19 protein-coding genes and 3 tRNA genes are annotated in these 22,346 nt (G+C 55.0%); 6 read left to right on the forward strand and 16 right to left on the reverse strand.

Annotated features, from left to right (window positions below; genetic code table 11):
• Positions 1-693, forward strand: coding sequence for a flagellar motor protein MotB (locus tag SIB88_RS14265; RefSeq protein ID WP_412558337.1), 693 nt, complete (start codon positions 1-3; stop codon positions 691-693).
• Positions 694-780: 87 nt separating this feature from the next.
• Here the strand turns inward: SIB88_RS14265 and SIB88_RS14270 are convergent, their stop codons facing one another.
• The 3 genes from SIB88_RS14270 to SIB88_RS14280 all read right to left on the reverse strand — a co-directional run bounded on the left by SIB88_RS14270 (position 781) and on the right by SIB88_RS14280 (position 3,958).
• Positions 781-1,602 (reverse strand): MBL fold metallo-hydrolase, encoded by an 822-nt coding sequence (locus SIB88_RS14270; RefSeq protein ID WP_412558338.1) that lies wholly within the window; start codon positions 1,600-1,602, stop codon positions 781-783.
• A gap of 88 nt (positions 1,603-1,690) precedes the next feature.
• On the reverse strand, positions 1,691-2,437 hold the full coding sequence (locus SIB88_RS14275; protein WP_206927435.1) for an S-adenosyl-l-methionine hydroxide adenosyltransferase family protein: 747 nt from the start codon (positions 2,435-2,437) through the stop codon (positions 1,691-1,693).
• Between the two features lie 120 nt (positions 2,438-2,557).
• Positions 2,558-3,958 (reverse strand): tetratricopeptide repeat protein, encoded by a 1,401-nt coding sequence (locus SIB88_RS14280; RefSeq protein ID WP_412558339.1) that lies wholly within the window; start codon positions 3,956-3,958, stop codon positions 2,558-2,560.
• A gap of 366 nt (positions 3,959-4,324) precedes the next feature.
• On the opposite strand from SIB88_RS14280, the gene SIB88_RS14285 reads away from it, so the two are divergent.
• The 3 genes from SIB88_RS14285 to SIB88_RS14295 all read left to right on the forward strand — a co-directional run bounded on the left by SIB88_RS14285 (position 4,325) and on the right by SIB88_RS14295 (position 8,702).
• Positions 4,325-5,587, forward strand: coding sequence for an EAL domain-containing protein (locus SIB88_RS14285; RefSeq protein ID WP_068519267.1), 1,263 nt, complete (start codon positions 4,325-4,327; stop codon positions 5,585-5,587).
• A 152-nt stretch (positions 5,588-5,739) separates the two neighbouring features.
• Positions 5,740-7,107, forward strand: coding sequence for a DNA polymerase IV (locus tag SIB88_RS14290; RefSeq protein WP_412558340.1), 1,368 nt, complete (start codon positions 5,740-5,742; stop codon positions 7,105-7,107).
• Between the two features lie 179 nt (positions 7,108-7,286).
• A complete protein-coding gene (locus SIB88_RS14295) occupies positions 7,287-8,702 on the forward strand; it encodes a sensor histidine kinase (RefSeq protein ID WP_412558341.1) in 1,416 nt (471 codons plus the stop codon).
• 11 nt (positions 8,703-8,713) lie between these two features.
• Here SIB88_RS14295 and SIB88_RS14300 read toward each other — a convergent pair.
• From SIB88_RS14300 to SIB88_RS14325, 6 genes are all read right to left on the reverse strand, one after another.
• A tRNA-Glu gene (locus SIB88_RS14300) sits at positions 8,714-8,789 on the reverse strand.
• Between the two features lie 39 nt (positions 8,790-8,828).
• Positions 8,829-8,904: transfer RNA gene (locus SIB88_RS14305), tRNA-Glu, on the reverse strand.
• Between the two features lie 35 nt (positions 8,905-8,939).
• Positions 8,940-9,015, reverse strand: a tRNA-Glu gene (locus SIB88_RS14310).
• 236 nt (positions 9,016-9,251) lie between these two features.
• Complete coding sequence (locus tag SIB88_RS14315) at positions 9,252-10,502, reverse strand: MFS transporter (protein ID WP_412558342.1); 1,251 nt, start codon at positions 10,500-10,502, stop codon at positions 9,252-9,254.
• A 140-nt stretch (positions 10,503-10,642) separates the two neighbouring features.
• Entirely contained in the window at positions 10,643-11,419 is a 777-nt protein-coding gene (locus SIB88_RS14320) for a substrate-binding periplasmic protein (RefSeq protein WP_170310142.1), read from the reverse strand.
• Complete coding sequence (locus SIB88_RS14325; protein WP_170310141.1) at positions 11,416-11,622, reverse strand: hypothetical protein; 207 nt, start codon at positions 11,620-11,622, stop codon at positions 11,416-11,418. Before SIB88_RS14325 ends, SIB88_RS14320 begins: the two co-directional genes overlap by 4 nt.
• 359 nt (positions 11,623-11,981) lie before the next feature.
• On the opposite strand from SIB88_RS14325, the gene SIB88_RS14330 reads away from it, so the two are divergent.
• Positions 11,982-12,509, forward strand: a complete 528-nt coding sequence (locus SIB88_RS14330) for a hypothetical protein (protein WP_412558343.1) — start codon at positions 11,982-11,984, stop codon at positions 12,507-12,509.
• A gap of 78 nt (positions 12,510-12,587) precedes the next feature.
• Here the strand turns inward: SIB88_RS14330 and recJ are convergent, their stop codons facing one another.
• Both recJ and SIB88_RS14340 read right to left on the reverse strand, forming a co-directional pair.
• Positions 12,588-14,378 carry a single-stranded-DNA-specific exonuclease RecJ gene (recJ, locus tag SIB88_RS14335; RefSeq protein WP_412558344.1) on the reverse strand — a complete coding sequence of 597 codons (1,791 nt, stop codon included), beginning with the start codon at positions 14,376-14,378 and terminating at the stop codon, positions 12,588-12,590.
• Between the two features lie 85 nt (positions 14,379-14,463).
• Positions 14,464-14,997 carry a peroxiredoxin gene (locus SIB88_RS14340; RefSeq protein WP_206927430.1) on the reverse strand — a complete coding sequence of 178 codons (534 nt, stop codon included), beginning with the start codon at positions 14,995-14,997 and terminating at the stop codon, positions 14,464-14,466.
• Positions 14,998-15,198: 201 nt separating this feature from the next.
• Between SIB88_RS14340 and SIB88_RS14345 the strand changes: the two genes are divergently transcribed.
• On the forward strand, positions 15,199-15,522 hold the full coding sequence (locus SIB88_RS14345; RefSeq protein ID WP_412558345.1) for a hypothetical protein: 324 nt from the start codon (positions 15,199-15,201) through the stop codon (positions 15,520-15,522).
• On the opposite strand, the gene SIB88_RS14350 is transcribed toward SIB88_RS14345, so the two are convergent.
• The 5 genes from SIB88_RS14350 to SIB88_RS14370 all read right to left on the reverse strand — a co-directional run bounded on the left by SIB88_RS14350 (position 15,429) and on the right by SIB88_RS14370 (position 22,073).
• Positions 15,429-16,463 (reverse strand): Hsp70 family protein, encoded by a 1,035-nt coding sequence (locus SIB88_RS14350; RefSeq protein WP_412558346.1) that lies wholly within the window; start codon positions 16,461-16,463, stop codon positions 15,429-15,431. The genes SIB88_RS14345 and SIB88_RS14350 overlap by 94 nt on opposite strands.
• Before the next feature lie 145 nt (positions 16,464-16,608).
• Complete coding sequence (gene glpX, locus SIB88_RS14355) at positions 16,609-17,568, reverse strand: class II fructose-bisphosphatase (protein ID WP_068519258.1); 960 nt, start codon at positions 17,566-17,568, stop codon at positions 16,609-16,611.
• A gap of 147 nt (positions 17,569-17,715) precedes the next feature.
• Positions 17,716-19,020: a homoserine dehydrogenase gene (locus SIB88_RS14360; protein WP_101246019.1), complete on the reverse strand. Its 1,305-nt coding sequence runs from the start codon at positions 19,018-19,020 to the stop codon at positions 17,716-17,718.
• A gap of 122 nt (positions 19,021-19,142) precedes the next feature.
• Positions 19,143-20,384, reverse strand: coding sequence for an LL-diaminopimelate aminotransferase (locus tag SIB88_RS14365; RefSeq protein WP_068519256.1), 1,242 nt, complete (start codon positions 20,382-20,384; stop codon positions 19,143-19,145).
• Positions 20,385-20,735: 351 nt separating this feature from the next.
• Positions 20,736-22,073 carry an OmpA family protein gene (locus tag SIB88_RS14370; protein WP_250283187.1) on the reverse strand — a complete coding sequence of 446 codons (1,338 nt, stop codon included), beginning with the start codon at positions 22,071-22,073 and terminating at the stop codon, positions 20,736-20,738.
• Positions 22,074-22,346: the final 273 nt, after the last annotated feature.

Consider the following 22,346-nt stretch of genomic DNA (forward strand, 5'->3'; position numbering starts at 1 on the left):
ATGGCCCGCCGCAGAAAGGGTATCCCCCGCACTGTCGAAGAAGAAGTCAACGAAGACTGGCTTGCCACCTATGCCGATGCCATCACTCTTTTGATGGCGTTCTTTGTCATGCTTGTCAGCTTTTCCAAAGTTGAATTGCCGGTGTTTGAAAAAGTCCAGGCAGGTATCGCCGAACAGATCGGCAAACGCGATGTCGTGCGTCCGACCCAGGTTCTTGAAACCGATCTCAAGGACGTTGTGTTCAATATTGCCATGGACAGTGCGGTCAATGTATCGACCGACGACGAAGGCATTCTGATGGAAATGGGAAGCGGCGCCTTCTTTCAGCCGGGATCGGCCAATCTGACCAAGGATGCTGTCCTGTTTCTCAAAGACGTCGCGGACCTTTTAAAGGAACCCCGCTATCTCGGCTTTCAGATCGAAGTCACCGGCCATACCGATGACAGCCCGATAAGCTCCCCGCGCTTTCCGTCAAACTGGGAATTGGCGGCGGGCCGTGCCATCGCCGTTGTCCGCTTTTTCGGGGCACTGGGTGTTGACCCCGACCAGAAACGCATGCGGGCGATATCATATGGCGATACCAAACCCAAACTGCCAAACAATGACGATGCCGGCAACCCGATCGAAGAAAACCGTCAGGCAAACCGGCGCATTGAAATCCGCGTATTCCCGAAATATTCACGGATGTTCTGATCTGCCTGGCATCAGCTTGCTCCACGGGTGACTTGAAAGTTCACGGAAACATCTGACGTCCCAGGCGGGCAGCAACCAGCAAGCCTATTAGATCACCAGCACCATCTCGTCACGGGCAGCAAAGGCGCCGGACCAGGTCGATTTTGCCTGTTGTTCAATGGCGCTCATCACGGCGTCATTGTGGTCCGGATCATGATGGAACAGTGCTAGCCGTTTTGCGTTGGCCGCACGACAAAGACGAATGCCTTCCTGCCAGGTGGAATGCCCCCACCCGATTTTTTGCGGGAATTCTTCGTCGCTATAGGTGCTGTCATAAATCACCAGATCCGCATCCCGGATGAAATCGAGAATAATTTCATCAGGCTTTCCCGGTTCATGTTCGGTATCGGTGACATAGCAAACCGCCTGTCCGCCATGTTCGACCCGAAATGCGGTTGCACCATTGGGATGGCGCAGCGGTGCGGTGCGAATAACAATCCCCTCGCCCGGATGAAGATCATCGCCGACAGTAAAATCCTCGAATGTCAGTTTTGACTGCATCGCCGAAAGCGGCACCGGAAATGTCGGATTGGCCATTTGCGCGGAAAACACACGTTCAACCCCGCCCTGGTCGGTCAAATGCCCGGCCATGACATGAAAGGCCGCCTTCGGGTTATAGGCCGGAACGAAAAACGGAAATCCGTTGATATGATCCCAATGGGTGTGGGTCAGAAAGATGGTGGCTTCGGTCACCTTGCGCCGGATCAGGTCCTTGCCAAGATTGCGAATGCCGGTCCCGGCATCAAAGATCAGCACCTTGCCCGCGACCCGCATTTCCAGACAGCTCGTATTCCCGCCATACACCACATGGTCGGGCGACGGACAGGCAATGCTTCCGCGAACTCCCCAGAATTTAACCTCAATCGACATTCAAAAGACCCCGTCCATCCGTTGACAGTGCGATACGGATCAATGCTGTAACATCCTTGAAAGATAGCATTTTATTTTCACAAACCAATCAGGGATTGCGCAAATTTGCCGGTGTGACGCAAACCTTTGTTCCGATCTCCGCATCAAACAGCCGGTCTGCCCGCCCGCAATTGACGGCAATTTCACATAAACCGATCGAATTGCCATAGTGGAAAGGCTTGCCCACCGGCACGTCCGAAAATGTACGCGCCATTGGAACGGCCTGACCATTCACAGCAACCGTATCATCCGGTCCGCAAGCGCGAAGTCCGGTCATGAGATTACCGTATGTATCAATGTAAATAACTTCATCAAGTTCATCGGGCCATTCCATGGCATCACCATAACGCTGATCCAAGGTCAGATCATGGCAGGTAAATTCCTGGCCGGTGGCAACACAGGCCGCGACCGGTGCGAAAAGATCCCGGCCATGAAAACTGGCCGAAAGGTTTTCCGGCTGCCAGTCGATACAGCGCAGCTGAACATCATCGGATTTGCGGATTACCATTTCAAACAGACCATTATCGGGCCCGACATATGTCACACCGTCTGCTGTGACAACGATCCCCTTGCGTGCACTGCCCACTCCCGGATCAACAACACCCAGCACCACATCACCGCGATGGAATTCACGACGAAGGGCCGCCAGAAGATAACTTGACGCCTTGGGGTTACGGTCCGGCGCATCAACCATCAGATCACAAACAGCACATTCAGGCGCATTGCGCATCAAGACCGAACGCATTGTCCCGCTATAGGGACCGTTCACACCAAAATCACTGAAGATAAAGATCATCTTGCCCGTGCCTTCCCGTCGACATGTCGACCAAAAACAACAACGCCGGTGGTTACGTTCATCCCCACCGGCGTCATTTCGATCAGTATATAGGGCATTTTGCCCGTGATGCCATGTGCACTACTTCACTTCGCAGAACTGCCCGCGACGTTTGAGTTCCGCACAAAGCGAGTTGGCCGCACTGTCACTGAGCCCCGTTGCCATCAGACGGTAAAATGTACCCTTGCCCGGAATACTGGCCCTGGTCACCCCATGCTGAAGCGGTGCAAGCTGTGCATAACGGCCTGACAGGATTTGCCAACCGCGTTCGGCCTGCCCTTCATTGCGATAGGATGCCAGATGCACCGACTTGCTGCCACTCGCAGCAACCGGTGCGGCGGCCTTTGCCATTTCCTCGCCAGCCTGGACCGGGCGACTTTCGCCTGTCGCCACACGGCGCACCGGTTCGCCGGAATTAAGGGTCACGACATTGCCCTTGGCCGGTTCGACGATTGCCGCTTCGATCGCATCACGTTCACGTTTGAACTCGTCCGGCGTGACCAGTTTCATATCTTGCAGATCCTCAATCCGCGCGATCTGGCGGGCCGCATCCATCAGGCCCTGTGGCGCGGGTGGCGGAACAGCGCGCTGGCGCGGTTGGGCGGGCAACAACGCATCAAGGATGGCGGTGCGTTCCGCCACATGTTCCTGCACCGTGATCGCCCCGATCTGAAGCGCACGGTTCAACTGATTAAGGCGTTGCTCGACCTGTGATCCATCGGGCGGCGGATTGTTCAGGAATGCCGATGGCGCGGGCTGGCTCATGGGCAGCAACGCACCAAGATTGGCCGAACGGCGTGCAGAATATTCTTCGGGCGTGATCAGGCCGGTCGATTGCAGATTGCGCAAAATCGAAAAGCGTTTTGCAATCGCCTCGTCCCCACCTGACAGTGCTGCACCGGCCGGAATGTCCATTGCGCGGGTCGGTGAACTTGTCATGACCGGCTGGGTATTGGCGGCCATCGGGGACACGGCCATCGCCGATCCGCCCCCTGTGCCAAGCCCTGACGGACCGGTAACGATCTGATCATTGATGCTGAGCGATCCGGGAAGACCGCGTTGCAACCGTTTGAGGTTGAATTCGGCGGCATCGCGCAACGGGCGCGGCTGTGTGCCTGATGCGGTTGACATCAAAACCGTGCCCGGCGGGTTCATGGCAATCAGCGTGTCATAGCCATCACGCGCACGGTCCGGGCGGTTGGTATTTTGATAAAGCACCGAACGCCACAGCATCGCATGACCGTCTTGCGGATTTTTGCGCAAGGCTTCGTCAAACAGCTTTTCGGCAGATGCATAATCCCCCGTCGCCAGTTGCTGCAGGCCAAGGGCAGTATAATTGTCATCCGCAAAGGACGTCGCTTCGTCCCAAAAGTCCTGATCCAGCAGCGGCGCACAGGCCGACACCCATGAAACCATGCCGATCACGGCAATCCCCTTGCCGATTTTCAGCCAGTTCCCGGTCCGCTTTGCGGATACCTGCATGGCGCCAACCCCCTATTGTCTAAACCATGTCCCTGGAAATCATGCGGCAACATCTGGCCCAATACCAGCGAAAAACCGGTAATGATTTCCCCATATCACATTGATTTTGCATCCTGCTTGCCAAGAATTCGTTAAAGCGGCAATCGCTGTTGCCCGGCCTTGCAAAAGCATCGATCCCGTTTGCCGATTAAATCCGTTTGGCAGTGCATCATGCCCTTGCTCTTTTATATCTATAATTCATATAAATAATGATGGTTCGCCCCATTAACCTGTGCTTCAGAACATTATGATTTGATCAAACTTCGTTCTTGGGTGTATGCAACCAACCTGTAACGATAAAAACAGTTTCTCTTTCAGGGGTCGCGCGTGATCGAACCGCAGCAATTTGGCCAACAGGCCCTTCAGGAATACCTGTTGCTGGATTATGTCCAACGGCTTGAAACCCGTAAATACGGGCACCGTGCCGTGCATATTCACCTGTCACGCATGAAACCGTTCCATCGCCGCGACTATCATATTCGCGTCGCGACCAATACCTTTGAAAGTTACGTCAAACTGTATGTCGGACGTATTTTTGTCCTGACCAACAATGATCTGATTTTCGTCTGGAAAGACAAATCGATTGCCGATGTCGAACCGGCTGTCGATACATTGCGTTATCTTTTCCGTGACGACCCGCTGTCCCAGGACGAAAGCGAAGAAACCGGTTTCTGCACCTGGTACAACCTCAATACCGAATTCCAGGAATTCCTGTTGCTGTGCCAGCATCTCGACGAGCGCGCAAAAAAGTTGCAGCAAAGCAGCAACATGCGCACCGCCATGCAGCGCGAAAAGGACGAAACCCTTAAGCCGATCAATGCGGAAAATCTCGCGCAGCTTGAAGAAACAATCCATTCGGCCGATCTGTCCGAACATATCCGCCAACAGCCGGTTTGCGTTTTTGCCCATGGCGGGTCAAAGGAACTGCACCCGGTCTTTGACGAATTCTTTGTATCGATCGCCGATTTGCGCAATGCCTTGATGCCCAATATCGATCTGGCATCGAACCGCTGGCTGTTTCAGCACATGACAGAAGTGCTCGATAAACGGATGCTCAATTATTTGTGCAAACGGACGTTCAAGACACATGCCAGCTCGTTCTCGATCAATCTCAATCTTGGCACCCTGACCTCCAAGGATTTTGACAAGTTTGACGAGACGGTCCGGCGCAAGTGGCCCGGCAACGTGATTATCGAGCTTAATCAGGTCGATCTGTTTTCAAACCTTGAGACCTATCTCAGTGTGCGTGATGACTTCCACAAGCGCGGTTATCGCATTCTGATCGATAACCTGACGGTGGAATCCCTGTCCTTTGTCGATCGCAAAAGCCTGAAGGCCGATTTCATCAAAGTCGCCTGGCGCGAAGAAATGACTGACAATGTCATCCGCAAGAAATACGGCGAAATGGATACCCTTGTTAAAAACTCGGGCCGCGAACGCGTTATCCTGTGCCGTTGTGATACGCCGACTGCGATCAAATTCGGTCAGTCACTGGGCATCACCCTGTTCCAGGGGCGCTATATCGACAATATGATCGCCCGTCAGCGTCGCGCAAAACGCGCCCAGAAGGCTGCCCAAAAGCAAAAATAATCCTGCCTTTTCCAAGGCACCGCAAACAAGCCGGGAATTTCCCGGCTTTTTGTTTGGCCTCCTGACAGTTACTGACAGGAACCTTGGGGTTTGAGGTGGCTTTGCGCATTTCGGCCCTTGGCATTCAAGGAACAAAAGAAGTACAAATAGGCATGTTGTACGCGCTTTGCCCCGACTGCCATCACAAATGGCGACTGCATATTGACCAGCCACTGCCCAAAAGCGGTGCGGGCTCCTATGTGCCCTGCCCGGTTTGCGGATGCAAACGCGCGATTGCCCATGGCGAACTGCCAGACCTGTCGATCGGGCATCTTGATTGCGATGCGTTTTATGCCTCGATCGAAAAGCGCGACCGCCCCGAACTGGCCGATCAGCCGGTGATTATTGGCGGCGGACATCGGGGGGTTGTTTCGACCTGTTGCTATGTGGCGCGCAAATACGGGGTACGTTCGGCTATGCCCGCCTTCAAGGCGCGCGAATTGTGCCCTGACGGGATATTCCTGCCACCTGATATGAAGAAATATCAACGCGAAGGATATCGCATTCGCGACATGATGCGCGCACTTACCCCCGATATCGAACCGCTTTCGATTGACGAAGCCTTCATGGATCTGACCACGGCACAGGAAACACATGGCAAGTCCGCAGCCGAATGCCTGATTGAACTGCAATCCACCATCCGCAACGAGGTTGGCATCACGGTTTCGATCGGGCTGTCCTATAACAAGTTTCTGGCAAAGATCGCATCGGACCTGAACAAGCCATTCGGTTTTTCCATGATCGGGGCGCAGGAAGCTGTGGATTTTCTTGCCGACAAGCCCGTGCGCATGATGTGGGGGGTCGGCCCGGCCATGGAACGCAAGCTCCATCTTGATGGCATCACCCGGATCGGACAGTTTCAGGAACTTGATATCCATGCCCTTCAGGGGCGTTATGGCAGTATTGGCAAACGGTTCTATTATTTCTCGCGCGGGCAGGACAATCGCCGGGTTGAACAAAGCACCGAACGCAAAAGCCTGTCATCGGAAACGACATTCAATGACGATATCGCCGATCTTGCACAACTTACCGATATTGCCACCCGCCTGACCGCACGCGTGGCAAGCGACCTTGCGCGTAAGGAAATTGCCGGTCATACGGTGGTATTGAAACTGAAATCGGCCGATTTCAAAACCCGTACCCGCAACATGCGCCTGACATATCCGACCATCCGCGAGGATGTCATTCTTGATGCGGCGCTGACTTTACTGAAAAAGGAAGTCGACGGCACGAAATACCGGCTTCTGGGTGTCGGGGTTTCCGACCTGTTTGCCGCAGACCAGGCCGACCCGGTTGACCTGTTTGCCGAACAGCCATCACCGGACAATCCCGCTGCCCCGCAAGACACCCCGACCGATGCCCCCCGCCCGCGCAAGGCCATCGAATTGCCCCGGCCCACTGCCGAACAATTGCGCGAAAGCCTGACCCGGCGGTTTCGGCTGCATAAACGCAAACCGGTCCAAAAACGGTTCCCGTTCTGAACAATTGCATCATTTAAGCTGTAATTGATTTCTCTGGTTGTTGTAATGCGGCCATTACCACCCAAAATGCAAAACAGAAGAAACTTTGACTTAGAATTATTTAATCGCGGCCACCCAGACCCGACACAGCAGGCGGCCCGCATTCGTTCGGATGGGAGTCTGAATTGTTTGGCGTTGAGTTGGATATACGTACCCTTGCCTTCATTGCCACACTGGCGGCAATTGTTCAGGCCATCACGCTGACATCGCTGTGGATGGTATCGCGGCAAGGTGCCGGCACCGTATTCTGGGCGGCTGGTGGTGTCTGTGCGGCTATCGGGTTTGTTCTTCTGGGGTTCAGGGGGGCCATTCCCGATGTGATGTCCATCATCATTGCCAATACCTTTATTGGCGCATCCCATGCCCTTTACTGGCTTGGCATTGAATTCTACACCAAACGCAAACCAAACATTCTGGCCGCTGCGGCCATCATCAGTACGGTCGCACTGCTTTTTACCTATTATTGCGAAGTGGCCCCCGACATTGCCGCGCGCGTCATCGTCATTTCCGTTGCTTTGGCGATCACGTCATTCGGATCGTTCCGTGCTCTGTGGTTTCAACGCAAAGGACAACGTTCGGCCCCGGAATCGGTTGTTGCCATCACCTTTGCGGCACACGGGATTTTTCACTGTTTTCGGGCGATCTATACATGGCTGGTCGAACAGGAAATCGCCAATTTCATGAACGCATCAACCGTTCACATGTTTGCCTTCCTTGACATCATCCTGTTCCTTTTGCTGACCGCAGTCGGCTTTACCGCCATGATCATTATTGCGCTCAACACATCCCTGCGCGCCGAGGCCAAGGCAAAAGACCGCCTGTTTACGGTTCTGGCCCACGATCTTCGCACCCCGTTTCAGGGATTGGCAGGCTTGTCGCTTTTGGCCCAGCAGGATCTGGTTGCCGGTAATCAGGCACAGGCACTTGGCAATATTCGCCAGTTGCATTCATCAACGTCCGAAACGCTTCGTTTTCTTGATGACCTTCTGATCTGGGGTCGAACCCTGTTTGATGCCGGCAAGGCGGAAAAGACCGAGATCGATATCGACGATCTGATCGAAACCACGATCAAGGTGTCCCGTCCGCTTCTGGAAACCAAATCGATCAATGTAGCCTATAGCCCGCAAAAACTTGTCGGGTTTGGCATCGCGCCGCACGCACAGATGATCTGCCGCAATCTTCTTGTCAATGCGATCAAATATTCCAATCCGCGCAGCACGATCTCGGTGTCGTCATCTGCCATCGGAAACAAGATCCATATCCGGGTTGTCGACCGCGGGGCTGGCGTCAGTGATCAGATGATTGCCGATTTTGCCAACAACAATGCCCCCTTCAACTCGGCCGAAGGCACATCAGGCGAACTGGGATCGGGGGTCGGATTGACCCTGTGTCGTGATTTGTGCTGGGAAGATGATGAACATATCTGGCTGGAACATAACCCGGATGGCGGTGTTATCGCTGTCTTCACCATTGCGGCAAAGCGGGTTGAAAATCCGGTCACGCAACAAAAAATGCCCGCCGATATATCGGACGAGCATCTGCTTATAAAGAACTGATCTTTATAAAATGGCGTCCCCTAGGGGATTCGAACCCCTGTTGCCGCCGTGAAAGGGCGGTGTCCTAGGCCTCTAGACGAAGGGGACACAAGGCACAAAGTGCTTATGTCGTGACTGTTTCGTTGGTGGCGTCCCCTAGGGGATTCGAACCCCTGTTGCCGCCGTGAAAGGGCGGTGTCCTAGGCCTCTAGACGAAGGGGACACATACGCACCAATCGAAGTCAGTCTGTTAACGAGTGGCGTCCCCTAGGGGATTCGAACCCCTGTTGCCGCCGTGAAAGGGCGGTGTCCTAGGCCTCTAGACGAAGGGGACGCAGCGCGTTAACGAGGCCGGTTTTTAGCGATTGGGTCGGGTCAGGTCAAGCGGCTTTTTCGCCCCTGTGACGTTTTTTTTAATCCCCCACCGAAAATAGGGCCATATACCGCCCTATCCCGGAAAAACCCGGCCTCACTGTTTAACCTGACGGTTCATTTCAACCATCCTTCTCGCAGATGAGGATATATGTCCCCACCTGCAAGACCGGCGCGGATGGAAAAAATAATTTCAAATCAGCTCTTTTTGCGTTTTGCCCCGAACCAGAAACTGATCCCCGCCGCGCCAAGGCCGATTCCAAGGAAGACAAACATCCATCGATAACCGTCCGGCGCGCCGTCTTCGAATTGCCCGATGATCAGACCGGCAAGCCCCTGAAGCACGAACAACCCGGCAAAGGTCGCAAGATTGACGGTGGTCAATGCCCGCCCGATCTGCCGTTCGGGCACGGCCTGACGGGATGCGGCATAACTAAGCGTCGCACTTGATCCAAGGAACCCGTGCAGCAGCATCAGTGCCGCGGCAATACCCGTGCCCCAGGGCCCGACAAAGGCCTGCAACAGGCACGTCGCAGCCCCCAGCAACACGGCAAACACGATCAGACCATGGGTCTTTGTCGGAAGCTTGCGTGACAGCTGGCCATAGGTCGGCGGTCCAAGGATCATGCCAATCGTCATCAGCAACAGGATATTGCCGACTTCCACCGCACTTAATCCGAACACATCATGCAAATACGGTCCGCCCCAAAGCCCGCGCACGGTCAGAATGGCCGGATAACTGAAAAACGCCACCCCGGACAACAACCAGACCTGACGATTCTTCCAGACCGACACCATGCCCTTAAGGGCCTCAAACACGGTTTCGCCTTTTTGATCGTCAGCCTGATAACCGGGCGGCGTATCGCGGACAAACAACAGATCAAGCATCACGGCCAGCGTGCTAAGCCCCGCCAGACCGTAATAGACCGTTCGCCATCCATGGGTCTCGACCAGGGCGGCAAGCGGCGTTGCCGATGCCAGAACCCCCAACAGGCTGAAGGAAACAATAAGTCCCGATGCCGCAGCAAACTTTTCCGGCGAGGTCCAGCGCGCAGCCAGCACCAGTGCTGCCATAAATGCCGCCGAACAGCCAAGCCCGATGATCGCCTGCCCGATCATCAGACCGAGCACACTATGCGCGCTGGCAAAGATGATGACCCCGACCACGGTCGCCATCATCAAAAACCCGTTGGTCACGCGCGGACCATACCGGTCCAGCATCACGCCAACCGGAATTTGCATCAGGGCAAAGGCAAAATGGAAACTGCCAGATACCAGACCAAGCTGCTCGGGCGTGATGGCAAGTTCAACACGCAACGGCTCGGCCAGAAGCGCCTGGGCCGAACGGAAAAACTGGCTTAATGAAAAAGCCAGAAGGATGGGCGCAAGCACCAGAATGAAATGACTGGTACGCGCAGTGTGGGGCGATTGTTTTGTGTGTTCTGTCATGATGTTATCTGGGATAATCCCATCACCGCAGAACAGCAAGCCTTTGCATCACGGCGCCCCGGATAAACACGTTTTGCGCATTTTGCCGGGCTGTTTTGCCAACAGCTTATCGGCCAGCCAATTGGATCATTTGATGGAAATTATTGGGCGGTGCGCGCGGTCAGATTGACCGACTGATCGCCAAGCCCGTATTGCCGGGCAATGACATCGGCCATACCACTTCCCTGCACGATTTCAAGCGCCCTGCGCCATGGTTCGAGCGTCGCATCGGGTGTGCTTTTGGAAAAGGCAAGATACATATCATATTGCCCCAGCTCGACCGTCGGGACCACTGATCCTTTTTCAAGGCCAAGCATCTCGCGCTGGAAATTCATGGCAATGTCGGATGCTTCCCACAGATCAATGCGCCCTTCGGACAGCATGCGCAAAGCATTCCCGGGCGTATAAAGCGATTCAAGGTTTTCAAACCCCATTTCACGCAGGCTGCGTTCGGCCGCACCGCCGGCCTGGACACCGATTGATCTGACCTTTCTGGCATCGGAAAGGTCGCTGACATCGATTTTGTTATCGGCCATGCGATAAAGCCAGCCGCGGGTGATAAAGATCGGCCCGACCCATTTGAACTCGTCTTCGCGTTCGGGGGTCCGGACAATGGAAAACAGCGCCGTGTCCGGTTCGGTCTTGACGATTTGCAATGCCCGCTTCCACGGAAGAACTTCAAACCCGGACTGATATCCGACCAGAACCGCCATGGCGCGCACGATTTCCGCCCCGGCCCCGGCCAGTCCTTTTGGCGTGACATAATTAAACGGTGCGAAATCTTCGGTATAAACTTTGACATTGCGTGCCGCGGCAAATTGAAGCGGCTCTTGCGGCGATGCCTGTGCCGGTGTTCCCAACCAAACCAGAACAGTCAAAAAACAAAAAAATCGCCGGACAAGCGACCATCGACGAACACAGAGACTATACCGCAAAGATATAATGTTCCGCCAAAGGTTGCGTTGCGGACAGTTTCGCAGAAAATATTGTTTTTGTTTGATAAATTTGCCCACAACAAAACCAGCAGGCAAACAATTTGCGCGCCAGAAACACCATACATCTGGATTGTCAGTGGACGCATTCATATCTAGACTCAATATGGACAGGAAACTGACCCGGAAAGGAAACCGCGACATCAGACCAAAAACATCAGTCAGATCGGGGCTTCACAAACCCGTTCAAAACCATAAACGCACCAGAAGCCTAAGGTTATACTGATATAACCATATTCTAATATTAACGGGATGACCCAGTCACATGATCACGCCCGAAAAGTCGAATCGTATATCCAAAGGCAGTTGGCGCAGGAACAGTTAAAGTTGAACATGAGCAAGATTTACAACGAAAAATTTCGTCATTCAACTAAAAAAATTCGATATACCAAATATCCCTGGGTTGCGGGGCTGCCAGTTCATTCTAACAAAATTTGCAGTGCCCAGCATGACGAAGCATAATCACCCCACGCCTCTTCCGGTCCTGGATGCGGAAATGGGGGAACGTATCCGTCAAGTTGTAAACCTGTTTGACCGCAAAAAGGATGCTGCCGAAATTGCAGGCGTCATTCCCGAACAATTGAACCGTTGGTGCCAGGCACAATCTGAGCCACGCTTTGTCGGCGTTTCGCGAATGGCCCTGATAAAAGGCATCAATCTGAACTGGATTGCAACCGGAAAGGGTAAAACCGATCTTTCCGACGATATCCACCCCACCGGATCATCTGTTGCGCCCGACACCATTCACCGGGACATGCTGATGGCAATGATCAGCGGTTTTCTGGCGGCCGAGGGCATCGACAATGGTGCGCAGATCGCGCTCGATATCCTCAAGGCCCATGACGAGATCGTCGAAAAGATCGAAAAAAATCGATACCCGATTGATTCCGGTTACATCCTTGCAGAAGCAATTTCGACCATCATCGCCCGCCATCGCAGCCGGGATTCGGCAACAAATTCCGACAGTTGCCCTTAATCACAGGCGAACGCATTCACCGGCATCGCGCCGGTGATTTCGCGTTGCGGATGTTTCCGCCCGAACTCGGAACAGATTTCAGACCGGCAAAGACACGTCATCAATGATCAGCTGAACGCCGTCACGGCCCTGCCATGTATCGCGGCGCAGATGCCCCAGAACATGCAACGGCCGACCGCCATGCTTGATCAATGTCTGACCCATGTCATTATCAAGGCATCTGAACGCAATCGCCTTGAGCCGTCCCTTGCCATTGGCCCCGGTCAGAATACAGCGCACATGATCGGCCCCGACCACATCGGCCTTTACCGCACGACAATCGACAAAGGCAAATCTGGGCTCGGCATTGCCCGCACCAAATGGACCAAGCTTTTCAAGCGCATCAATCAGTTCAATCGTCGCCCCATGGGCATGCAGGGCCCCGTCCACCGTGATGGTGGGACGAATATCGTTTTCTGCGATGATTTTCGCGAACCGTTCTTCAAGGAAGGCTTCAAACGCGTCCTGCTTTTCCGGATCAAGCGTAAAGCCCGCCGCCATGCCGTGACCGCCCCCGTTGATCAGAAGCCCGGCCTGACGTGCAGCAATAATCGCCGCACCAAGATCAATACCGCGCACAGATCGGCCCGATCCCTTATACACACTATCCACCAGCCCCATGACCAGTGACGGCACGTGATAACGATCCTTGAGACGGCTGGCCACAATCCCGATCACGCCGGGATGCCAGTCCTCGCCGCCCACCAGCACCATGGACCCGACTTTTGACCGGCCTTCCACCGCGCTGATTGCCTGATCAAGGACAATATCCTCGATCGCCTTGCGTTCACGGTTATATTCGTCAAGCTTGCGCGCGATATCTTGTGCCTGTGCCGGGTTGTCCCCCGACAACAAGGTTGTACCAAGGAAACTTTCGCCAACACGCCCGCCTGCATTCACACGCGGCCCCAGGACATATCCAAGATGATAGGCACTTGGCGTTTCATTGACCCCGGCAATATCGGCAAGTGACGTCATGCCGATATTGGACCGATGTTTCATGACCTTGAGCCCCTGGGTCACAAAGGCGCGGTTCAACCCGCGCAACGGCACGACATCACAGACGGTTCCCAGCGCAACCAGATCAAGCCAGTTGCGCAAATCGGGTGCCCGAACCCCTGCCTTTTCAAGCCAGCCGCGACTGCGCAATTCACGCAGGATCGCCACACATAACAGGAACGCCACACCGGCTGCACACAGATGACCAAGCCCGCTTTCATCATCAAGCCGGTTCGGATTGACCACCGCGACGGCGGGCGGTAATTCCGGTTCGGCCGCGTGATGGTCAACCACAATGACCTCGATCCCGGCGTCCCTTGCCTCTTGTAACGGGCCATAGGCCGTCACCCCGCAATCGACCGTCAGGATAAGGTTCGCACCCTTGCGCTGCAGTTCCAGCAATGCCGGGGCGTTGGGGCCGTATCCTTCGGTCATGCGGTCGGGAATATGCACCGGCACATCTGCGCCAAGTGCCCGGAAGAAACGTTTCAAAAGCGCGGTACTGGTTGCACCATCAACGTCATAATCACCAAATACTGCCATCTGCTCGCGCTTTTCGATGGCATCGGCGATGCGTGATGCCGCCATGTCCATGTCTTGCAATGACGATGGATCTGGCATCAGGTCGCGCAATGTCGGGGACAGAAAACTTTCGGCATCGTCAAGTCCGATGCCACGATTTGCCATGACCCGGCCCACGATTTCCGGCACCCCGAAGCGCTGCGAAATCGTGGTTGCCAGGCGTTCATCCGTTGCGCGCTCACGCCACCATTTCCCGGTGACGGATCGCTCGATGCCCATGAATGTCGTTTCTTTTGCGTACTCTGTCATGCCCTATGAAATAGCGCAATCTCGGGCCCGCTTAAACCGGATAATTTGCCGATCTGAAAACTTCGTTCCCGGGCACCGGATTTCATCAGCGCGGGTTTTCACCGCACCATTTCAGGACGTTTTCGGCATCGGCGGCCGGATCATCGACCGGATAGAAAACCCGGGTGATCTTGCCATCATCAATCACCATGGTCAGGCGCTTGAAAAGCCGCATGCCGCCTGCTTCGAAATCGGGCATGGCCATGGCTTCCTTGAACCGGTGATCGGCATCGGACAACAGCGCAAAGGGCAGATGAAGCCGTTCGGCGGCCTCTTTCTGATAATCCGTTGTCTGGCTCGAAAGCCCGTAAAGATTTTCAACACCGACCGCGCGCAACTCGACCGCATGATCGCGAAAAGAACAGGATTGCGGCGTGCAGCCCTTTGCTCCGGGAATTTCATCCCAGCCATCCGGCGACGGCACACCCGGCTCGGCCGTTCTGGGATAGGCATAGACAACAGTCCGCCCGGAAAGACTTGAAAGATCGACCATCTGGTCATTGGTCGCAGACATCGGCAAAGCCGGCAGGATCTGCCCCGTCAGACGTTCAATCACATGTGCATCACTTTCGGTATTCATGTGCGTTCCTCCCTGAACACCATCACGCCCGTTGTTCCATTGCGGTTCGGGCATTTATGGATTCAAGATAGGTGCGATTTCCCAAACCGAAAAGAAGGCGCGTTTGCGCATCGTGGAAAAGTTGCGGGTTCGACGATCACTTGCAGACAACTCAAAGCTGTGCAGACTGTGACAACAGCGACAAAAAAATGGATACGAGCAATGCCCCACAAAAAAGGTCTGCGGATCGGATTGACCATCCTGTCCGTGCTTGGTGCCGTCATGTCGATGCCATTGGTGATGTTTTCACCAATGATGTTTGACGCCCCCGGGTCTGAGAACAATCTTCTTACCGAACTGCTGTTTTACAGCGTTCTGGCCTTTCCGGTGCTGTGCCTTGCCGGTGGCATTTTGCCATGGATTTTCCGACGCCACCCACTTGGCATCTGGCTTTATGCCCTAAGCGGCCTTGCCATCGGGCTTCTGGTAAGCGCGATCGTGCTGTCACTATCCGAGAGTTCCGCCTTGGCCTTGGACACCGTCTGATAAAGATGGAAGCCCATTTCATCTTCGATGATGGCGACCAGATCTTCGATATCGTCAGGCCGGGTTGCCGAGCGGATCAGGCTTTTGATTTCATTGATCGTTTTGGGCTGGTTCATCATGGCAAGTTCATGCCAGCGCGAAAAGGCCGTGTAATATTGCCGCGGGATCGGCAGGGTCGCCCCCATTGATTTATATTCCGACCCAAAGCCCAGGCGCGGCCAGACGGCCTTTTGAATGATGCGATAGTCAAACCGGTCACCAGCAATGCCAAGACCGGTATGGGCAAGTGGCTGCACACCGCGAATACCAAGACCCGGCGTAAAGCGGATCAGCGAAAAGTCACTGGTACCACCACCAAAGTCGGCCACCAGAACGGTTTCGGGTTTATCAAGCTCGCGCCCGTAATAATAGGATGCAGCAAGCGGTTCATACACCATCGCCTCAACATCAAAGCCGGCCTGCTCATAGGCACCGCGCAGGCGCATTTCGGCAAAGTCGTTGTCGGGATTATTGCCCGCAAAGGCAACCGGACGTCCGGAAATCACCCGATGCCCCAGCCAGCCAAGGCTGTGCTGCGCGAAATGATGAATTTGCGTAAGAAACGTTCCGATCAGATCTTCGATCGAATAGGTCGTCCCGAAAATGTCCGTACCTTCAAAATCCTTGGTCGCCAGATAGGATTTCATCGACTGGATCAGCCGGCAATCATGGCTTTCCTTAAGATATTCGGCAATCGCAAACGGGCCGGAACAGCTTTTGGTATGGGTCGGCGCACCCGGTGCGGTAAGTTCCTGCTCTTCCCAGAAATAAAGGATGGTGCGGTATGTATCAAAGCTGTTGGCACCGACGTCAAACTTGGCTGATTGCACATTGCCTGCACTGTCTGCGACCGCAAGAACAGAATTGGTCGTACCGAAATCAAGGGCGATAATTTCAGACATCAGGCAGGCTCCGATAACAGGCTATTTTGAAGGGGGCGGAGGATGTAACCCAGACCGCCCTGCCCTGCAAGTCCTTAAACGAAAAAAGGGAGTGCCTGGATTGAGAACGCGGCACTCCCTTTTCGAAATCCGTTTTGCGGGTTTCTTACTTGTACCAGATTTTCCGGCTGAAATCGTGAACCGCGCGAACGTAACGTACGGTACCCGACTGCGAACGCATCACGATGCTTTCGGTTTCCGCACCATTGGCGAAGCGACGCACACCGCGCAGCATCGCACCATCGGTGACACCGGTTGCCGCAAACATGACATTGCCCTTGGCAAGTTCGGTCAGTTTGTATTTGCGGCTAAGATCTTCGATGCCCCATTTCTTGGCGCGGGCAACTTCGTCGTCATTACGGAAAACAAGACGCCCCTGGAACTGGCCACCAATGCAACGAAGGGCTGCTGCGGCAAGAACGCCTTCCGGTGCGCCGCCCGTCCCCATGTAAAGATCAATGCCCGAGGTTTTCTGCGAGGTCGCAATCACACCGGCAACATCCCCATCACCGATCAGCATGATGCGTGCACCTGCTTCGCGGGTTTTGGCAATGATTTCCTGGTGGCGCGGACGATCCAGAATGCAGACAACCAGATCGGCAACATCACAGCCCTTGGCAGCAGCGAGGCTTTTCAGGTTCTCAAGCGGGGTTGCGTCAAGATCAACCACATCATCGGGAAGTCCGCCGCCAACCGCGATCTTGTCCATATAGGTATCGGGCGCATTCAGGAAGCCGCCCTTTTCGGCCATGGCAACAACCGCCAAAGAGTTCGGACCACCGGTCGCACAGATGGTGGTGCCTTCAAGCGGATCAAGCGCAATGTCGATTTCCGGACCATTGCCCGAACCAACTTCTTCACCGATGAACAACATCGGTGCTTCGTCGCGTTCGCCTTCGCCGATCACGACCGTGCCCTTGATATCCATGCTGTTCAACGCATTGCGCATCGCGTCGACAGCCGCCTGGTCGGCTGCCTTTTCATCGCCACGCCCCATAAGGCCGGAGCACGCAAGTGCAGCCGCCTCGGTCACGCGAACCGTTTCAAGCGCGAGATTTCGATCCATTTTGTCTTCCTTGTCTAGTGTGCAGGGTCTGGGGGCCCTGTCTCGTTGTTGTCTTCTATTTTTTGATTTTGTTGATTTTGCGTCGAAACTTTACAACAGCGCCCCGCATCATGACAGGTGCGAGGCGCGTATATCGTGATATTCCCGTTAAGATGCGAAGCTTTCGATCCGCATCAATACCGGCGGCTGCGAGTTGCTTTCGAATGCGGCGATATCATTCACCGCCCCCGACATTGCAGCTTCGGTGGTTTCATGAGCAACAATCACTACAGGCACAACACCGCCTTCGGTTTCGGCCCGGCCATGCTGGATCATCGAGGCCATCGACACCCCATGCTTGGCAAGGGTTGCGGTCACTTCGGCCATGACACCCGGACGATCCCACACCATCAGACGCAGGTAATAGGCACCGGTATGCTTTTCGAGCGATGCACGAACGTTTTTCTTAAGCCGTTCGGCCGGCACGCCAAATACCGGCGCGCTGCGCCCGGCAGCAATATCGACGATATCGGCAACCACGGCCGATGCGGTCGGGCGTTCACCGGCACCACGGCCCTGAAGAACCACCGGACCGACGTAGTCCCCTTCAAGGGCAACCGCGTTAAACACGCCTTCAACCTTGGAAATCTGGGTTGCGCGATCCACCATGACCGGGGAAACGCGCTGCTCGATGCCTTCGGGCGTCTGTTTGGCAATGCCCAGCAGCTTGATGCGATAGCCAAGTTCTTCGGCCAACTGGATATCAAGGGCAGAAACGCTGCGGATACCTTCAACAGCAACCGCATCAAAATCGACCTCGACCCCGAATGCCAGGCTGGCAAGGATTGCCAGCTTGTGCGCGGCATCAATGCCATCAACGTCAAAGGTCGGGTCTGCTTCGGCATAACCAAGTTTCTGCGCCTCGGCCAGAACGTCGGCAAAGTCACGGCCCTGTTCACGCATGGTGGTCAGGATATAGTTGCACGTGCCGTTCAAAATACCGGTCACACGCGAAATCGCATTCCCAGCCAGACCTTCGCGCAATGCCTTGATCACCGGGATACCGCCGGCAACGGCGGCCTCATAGGCGATGGTCACATTATTGGCGTCAGCAATCTGGGCCAGTTCAACACCCTTAAGCGCAATCAGTGCCTTGTTGGCAGTCACCACATGCTTGCCATTTTCAAGGGCGGCCTTGCAGACATCATAGGCAATGCCGTCCGATCCGCCGATCAGTTCGACCAGAATGTCGATTTCATTGTCAGCAGCAAGATCACGGGCGTCGTCGTACCAGGTCAGACCTTCGGTCGAAAAACCACGATCACGAGTTCGATCACGCGCCGATACCGCTGTGACGACGATCTGGGTGCCCGAACGGTCAGCCAGAATGTCGCGATGTTCACTCAGCAGTTTAACGGTTCCGGCACCGACCGTACCCAGGCCTGCCACACCGATTTTGACGACGTCTTTCACGATAACTCCTTAGCACGTGGTTGTTTGCGCAAGCGCGCAGATGACCGCATTCGGTCAACGCGTCCTGATAAAGCAACGCCCGGGACATGTCCCGGGCGAAACACAGAATGCTTTATCGGATATCAGAAAGATTTCTTCAACAGTTCACGTGCAGATTTTGCATCCGGACATTTGGCAAAGAACTGTTTGATGTTCCGGTTGGCCTGCCGGATGCGGTGTTTGTTTTCCACCAGCGCAATCCGAACATGGCGATCACCATATTCGCCAAAGCCAAGACCCGGCGCGACAGCCACCCCTGCTTCCTGCAAAAGAAGCTTGGAAAAATCAAGCGATCCCAGTTCGGCAAATGCATCCGGGATCGGGGCCCAGGCAAACATGGTTGCCGCCGGAGACGGAATATTCCAGCCCGCACTTGCCGCCCCTTCGATAAAGATGTCGCGGCGTTCGCGATACAGATTGCGGAATTCCTCGACACAATCCTGCGGACCGTTAAGGGCCGCGGTTGCCGCGACCTGAACCGGTGTAAAGGCGCCGTAATCAAGATATGACTTGATCCGGGTCAGCGCGTTGATCAGCTTTTTGTTGCCGGTGGCAAACCCGATACGCCAGCCCGCCATCGAATAGGTTTTCGACAGCGAATAGAATTCGACAGCAATGTCCTTTGCCCCCTTGCACTGAAGGATCGAGGGCGGCGGGTTGCCATCAAAATAAATCTCGGAATAGGCAATATCAGACAGCACATAGATTTCATGCTTGCGGCAGAAATCGACCACTTCCTGATAAAATGCCAGATCAACCACAAGTGCTGTCGGGTTGGCCGGGAAGTTCAGGACCACCGCACTTGGTTTCGGGACCGAGTGTTTGACCGCGCGATGCAGCTGTTCCATGAAACTTTCGGTGCTGAACGTGCCCTGATCATCGTGGCCGATCGGAATATGACGCAGGGCCGCACCGGCAATGATGAAACCGAACGCATGGATCGGATAGGAGGGGTTGGGCACCAGAAAGATATCACCCGGACTGGTGATCGCTGCTGCCAGGTTGGCCAGACCTTCCTTGGAACCAAGGGTCACAACCGTTTCGGTTTCCGGATCGATATCCACACCAAAACGGCGGTCGTAATAGGCTGCCAGCGCCTTGCGCAGGCCCGGAATGCCGCGCGACATCGAATAGCCATGAGTGCGCGGGTTCTGAACCGTTTCGACCAGCTTATCGACAATATGCTGCGGGGTGGCCGGGTCCGGATTGCCCATGCCGAAATCGATAATGTCCTCGCCCGCTCGCCGCGCCGCCGCTTTCATCGCATTTACTTCTGCGAATACATATGGCGGGAGACGTTTTATGCGGTGGAAGTCTTGGGACATTATCCTATATCCTCATCAAATTGCCGAATTTCGAATTTTATGCGAAAAGCACATCCTCGAATTCACGAAAATTGCGTTTAGGCCATAAAAAATGGCCCTGAGCAGCGTACAATTCGAAGGATGTACCTTTTATGGAAATCAGACTCAACGAATTATTGCGCACGATCCATGGTTAATTCGCATTTGCGGCAAGCACGCGGCGCAAATTCGGCGATTTTCCCGGAAATCAGGATTATTTGCGGATGGATGGTAACCGGGCGCGAAACCGTCTTGAAACGACAACAGCGCGAAAGGATTGCTCCCTTCGCGCTGTCTGATTAAACGACACCCCGGCTGTTCCGGGACACGTGATCAGTAATCGAGATAGATTTCAACACGGCGGTTGCCGGCTTCGCCCGCCGGAACACCTTCGTAGTAACGCGGATCAGCCGATCCGTCGGCACCAACAAAGATTGCCTCGCGCGAGACGCCAAGCGACAGCAGACGCGAAACCACGGCTGCGGCGCGACCTTCGGAAACGCGGCGGTTAACCGCCAGATGATGTTCAAGCGACATATTGCCGGTCCGCATCGACGCATGGCCGATCACGCGCAGCACACCACCGGTCTGCTGCCAGGTATTGGCAACCTGTTGCAGAACCGAATAGTCCGATCCGCCCAGATTGGTCGAACCGTGGCCAAACTGGATCTGGGCGATCTGCATGCCATTGATGGCCGGCGGCAATTGATCGACAGAACCAACACCAAGCCGGGCCGCAAGCGCCCCGTTGGTCACGGTCATATCAACCGAACCGGATTCGCCATATCCCGCCTGGCTGCCACCAAACTGGCTTTCATCAACCACAACCGATCCGTCATCGGCATAAAGCGAATAGTCAAAGCCCTGCCCGGAATCGACCACAGCAGCCGGTTCGTTGGCGAACACGCCCTGCCCTTCGGCCAGGCGGCGCTGATACTGATCCATCACCGGATCACCAGATGAGGCCTGTGATGCTGGTGCAGACGCGGATGCTGATGCAGCTGATGAGGATGTTTCAGCACCACCGCCCTGATTGGCCTGGGCAGCTTCAAAGGCCGCAAGTTGCTGCGCGCGGGCTTCTTCGGCGGTCATGCCAGCAGCACCGCCCGCCGCGGCACCGGCAACCACCGCCGGACGTTCAGGTGCGGCTTCCGGGGTTGGTACCGGACCGGAAACCGGGGATTTGGCATTCCATTGATCGGCAATCGACGAGCCCGTTGGCGCCGATGTCACAGCCCGCGTTGTCGCAGGCGCGCTTGGTGCGGCCATTTCGCTTGCAGCAACCGGGGTGGTCGGTGCCGGTTCAATGACCGGCTGTGCGACCGGCACCTGCGGTGCGGACTGAAGCGCATTGACCGGCGGGCTGCTTTGACGACGGCCGGACTGGGTGTATTGGGCATTGGCACGATCGGCAGCAAGCCCCGCGATCAGCGCATCGCGTTCGGCATCACCGGTAACGATCGGCTTGCTCGGCGTATCGGAAAGATTCGGGTATTCCCCGTCCTCGCCCGGAATCGGTTCTTCGGATTTGGCACCGGCGGTTTCGTCGTCGCCGTCAAACATGTCACCGACCGATTTTCCCCATTCGATCGGGTTGATTGCGTCAGGAACAGAAGAACAGGCGCCCAATGCCAGCACAACCGCCAGCGCAGAGCCGGTCTGCAGAACCATCCGCAGCTTCCCCCTTGCAGTTTCCTGCCACGACCACTGCCCTGTCGTCGATTTCAGAACGCCCATTTGTTTTCGCTGCTCCAAATTCAGTTGGATGACCTTTGCGTGAAAATATCCGCAGAAACGTCACCTTATAATTCTTGTACTACCCCTTGGCGACGCGCTAGGCTAAGACCATGATAAGCTTGGGATCAAGCAGAGTTTCAACCCGGAGCGCCATTCAGATACCGAACACATAAAACGTCAAAAGTCTTGCGATATTGCAAAGAACCC

The organism is Thalassospira sp. MIT121401 (genome assembly GCF_047125595.1).
In the GTDB taxonomy this organism is placed as follows: domain Bacteria; phylum Pseudomonadota; class Alphaproteobacteria; order Rhodospirillales; family Thalassospiraceae; genus Thalassospira; species Thalassospira povalilytica.

Excerpts from the sequence above, each read along its gene's own strand:
- SIB88_RS14350 (WP_412558346.1), bottom strand. The coding sequence starts at position 16,463 with ATGTCTGAAATTATCGCCCTTGATTTCGGTACGACCAATTCTGTTCTT.
- SIB88_RS14315 (WP_412558342.1), bottom strand. The coding sequence starts at position 10,502 with ATGACAGAACACACAAAACAATCGCCCCACACTGCGCGTACCAGTCAT.
- SIB88_RS14290 (WP_412558340.1), top strand. The coding sequence starts at position 5,740 with ATGTTGTACGCGCTTTGCCCCGACTGCCATCACAAATGGCGACTGCAT.
- SIB88_RS14325 (WP_170310141.1), bottom strand. The coding sequence starts at position 11,622 with ATGCGTCCACTGACAATCCAGATGTATGGTGTTTCTGGCGCGCAAATT.
- SIB88_RS14280 (WP_412558339.1), bottom strand. The coding sequence starts at position 3,958 with ATGCAGGTATCCGCAAAGCGGACCGGGAACTGGCTGAAAATCGGCAAG.
- SIB88_RS14330 (WP_412558343.1), top strand. The coding sequence starts at position 11,982 with ATGACGAAGCATAATCACCCCACGCCTCTTCCGGTCCTGGATGCGGAA.
- SIB88_RS14365 (WP_068519256.1), bottom strand. The coding sequence starts at position 20,384 with ATGTCCCAAGACTTCCACCGCATAAAACGTCTCCCGCCATATGTATTC.
- recJ (WP_412558344.1), bottom strand. The coding sequence starts at position 14,378 with ATGACAGAGTACGCAAAAGAAACGACATTCATGGGCATCGAGCGATCC.
- glpX (WP_068519258.1), bottom strand. The coding sequence starts at position 17,568 with ATGGATCGAAATCTCGCGCTTGAAACGGTTCGCGTGACCGAGGCGGCT.
- SIB88_RS14270 (WP_412558338.1), bottom strand. The coding sequence starts at position 1,602 with ATGTCGATTGAGGTTAAATTCTGGGGAGTTCGCGGAAGCATTGCCTGT.
- SIB88_RS14340 (WP_206927430.1), bottom strand. The coding sequence starts at position 14,997 with ATGAATACCGAAAGTGATGCACATGTGATTGAACGTCTGACGGGGCAG.
- SIB88_RS14345 (WP_412558345.1), top strand. The coding sequence starts at position 15,199 with ATGCCCCACAAAAAAGGTCTGCGGATCGGATTGACCATCCTGTCCGTG.
- SIB88_RS14265 (WP_412558337.1), top strand. The coding sequence starts at position 1 with ATGGCCCGCCGCAGAAAGGGTATCCCCCGCACTGTCGAAGAAGAAGTC.
- SIB88_RS14370 (WP_250283187.1), bottom strand. The coding sequence starts at position 22,073 with ATGGTTCTGCAGACCGGCTCTGCGCTGGCGGTTGTGCTGGCATTGGGC.
- SIB88_RS14275 (WP_206927435.1), bottom strand. The coding sequence starts at position 2,437 with ATGATCTTTATCTTCAGTGATTTTGGTGTGAACGGTCCCTATAGCGGG.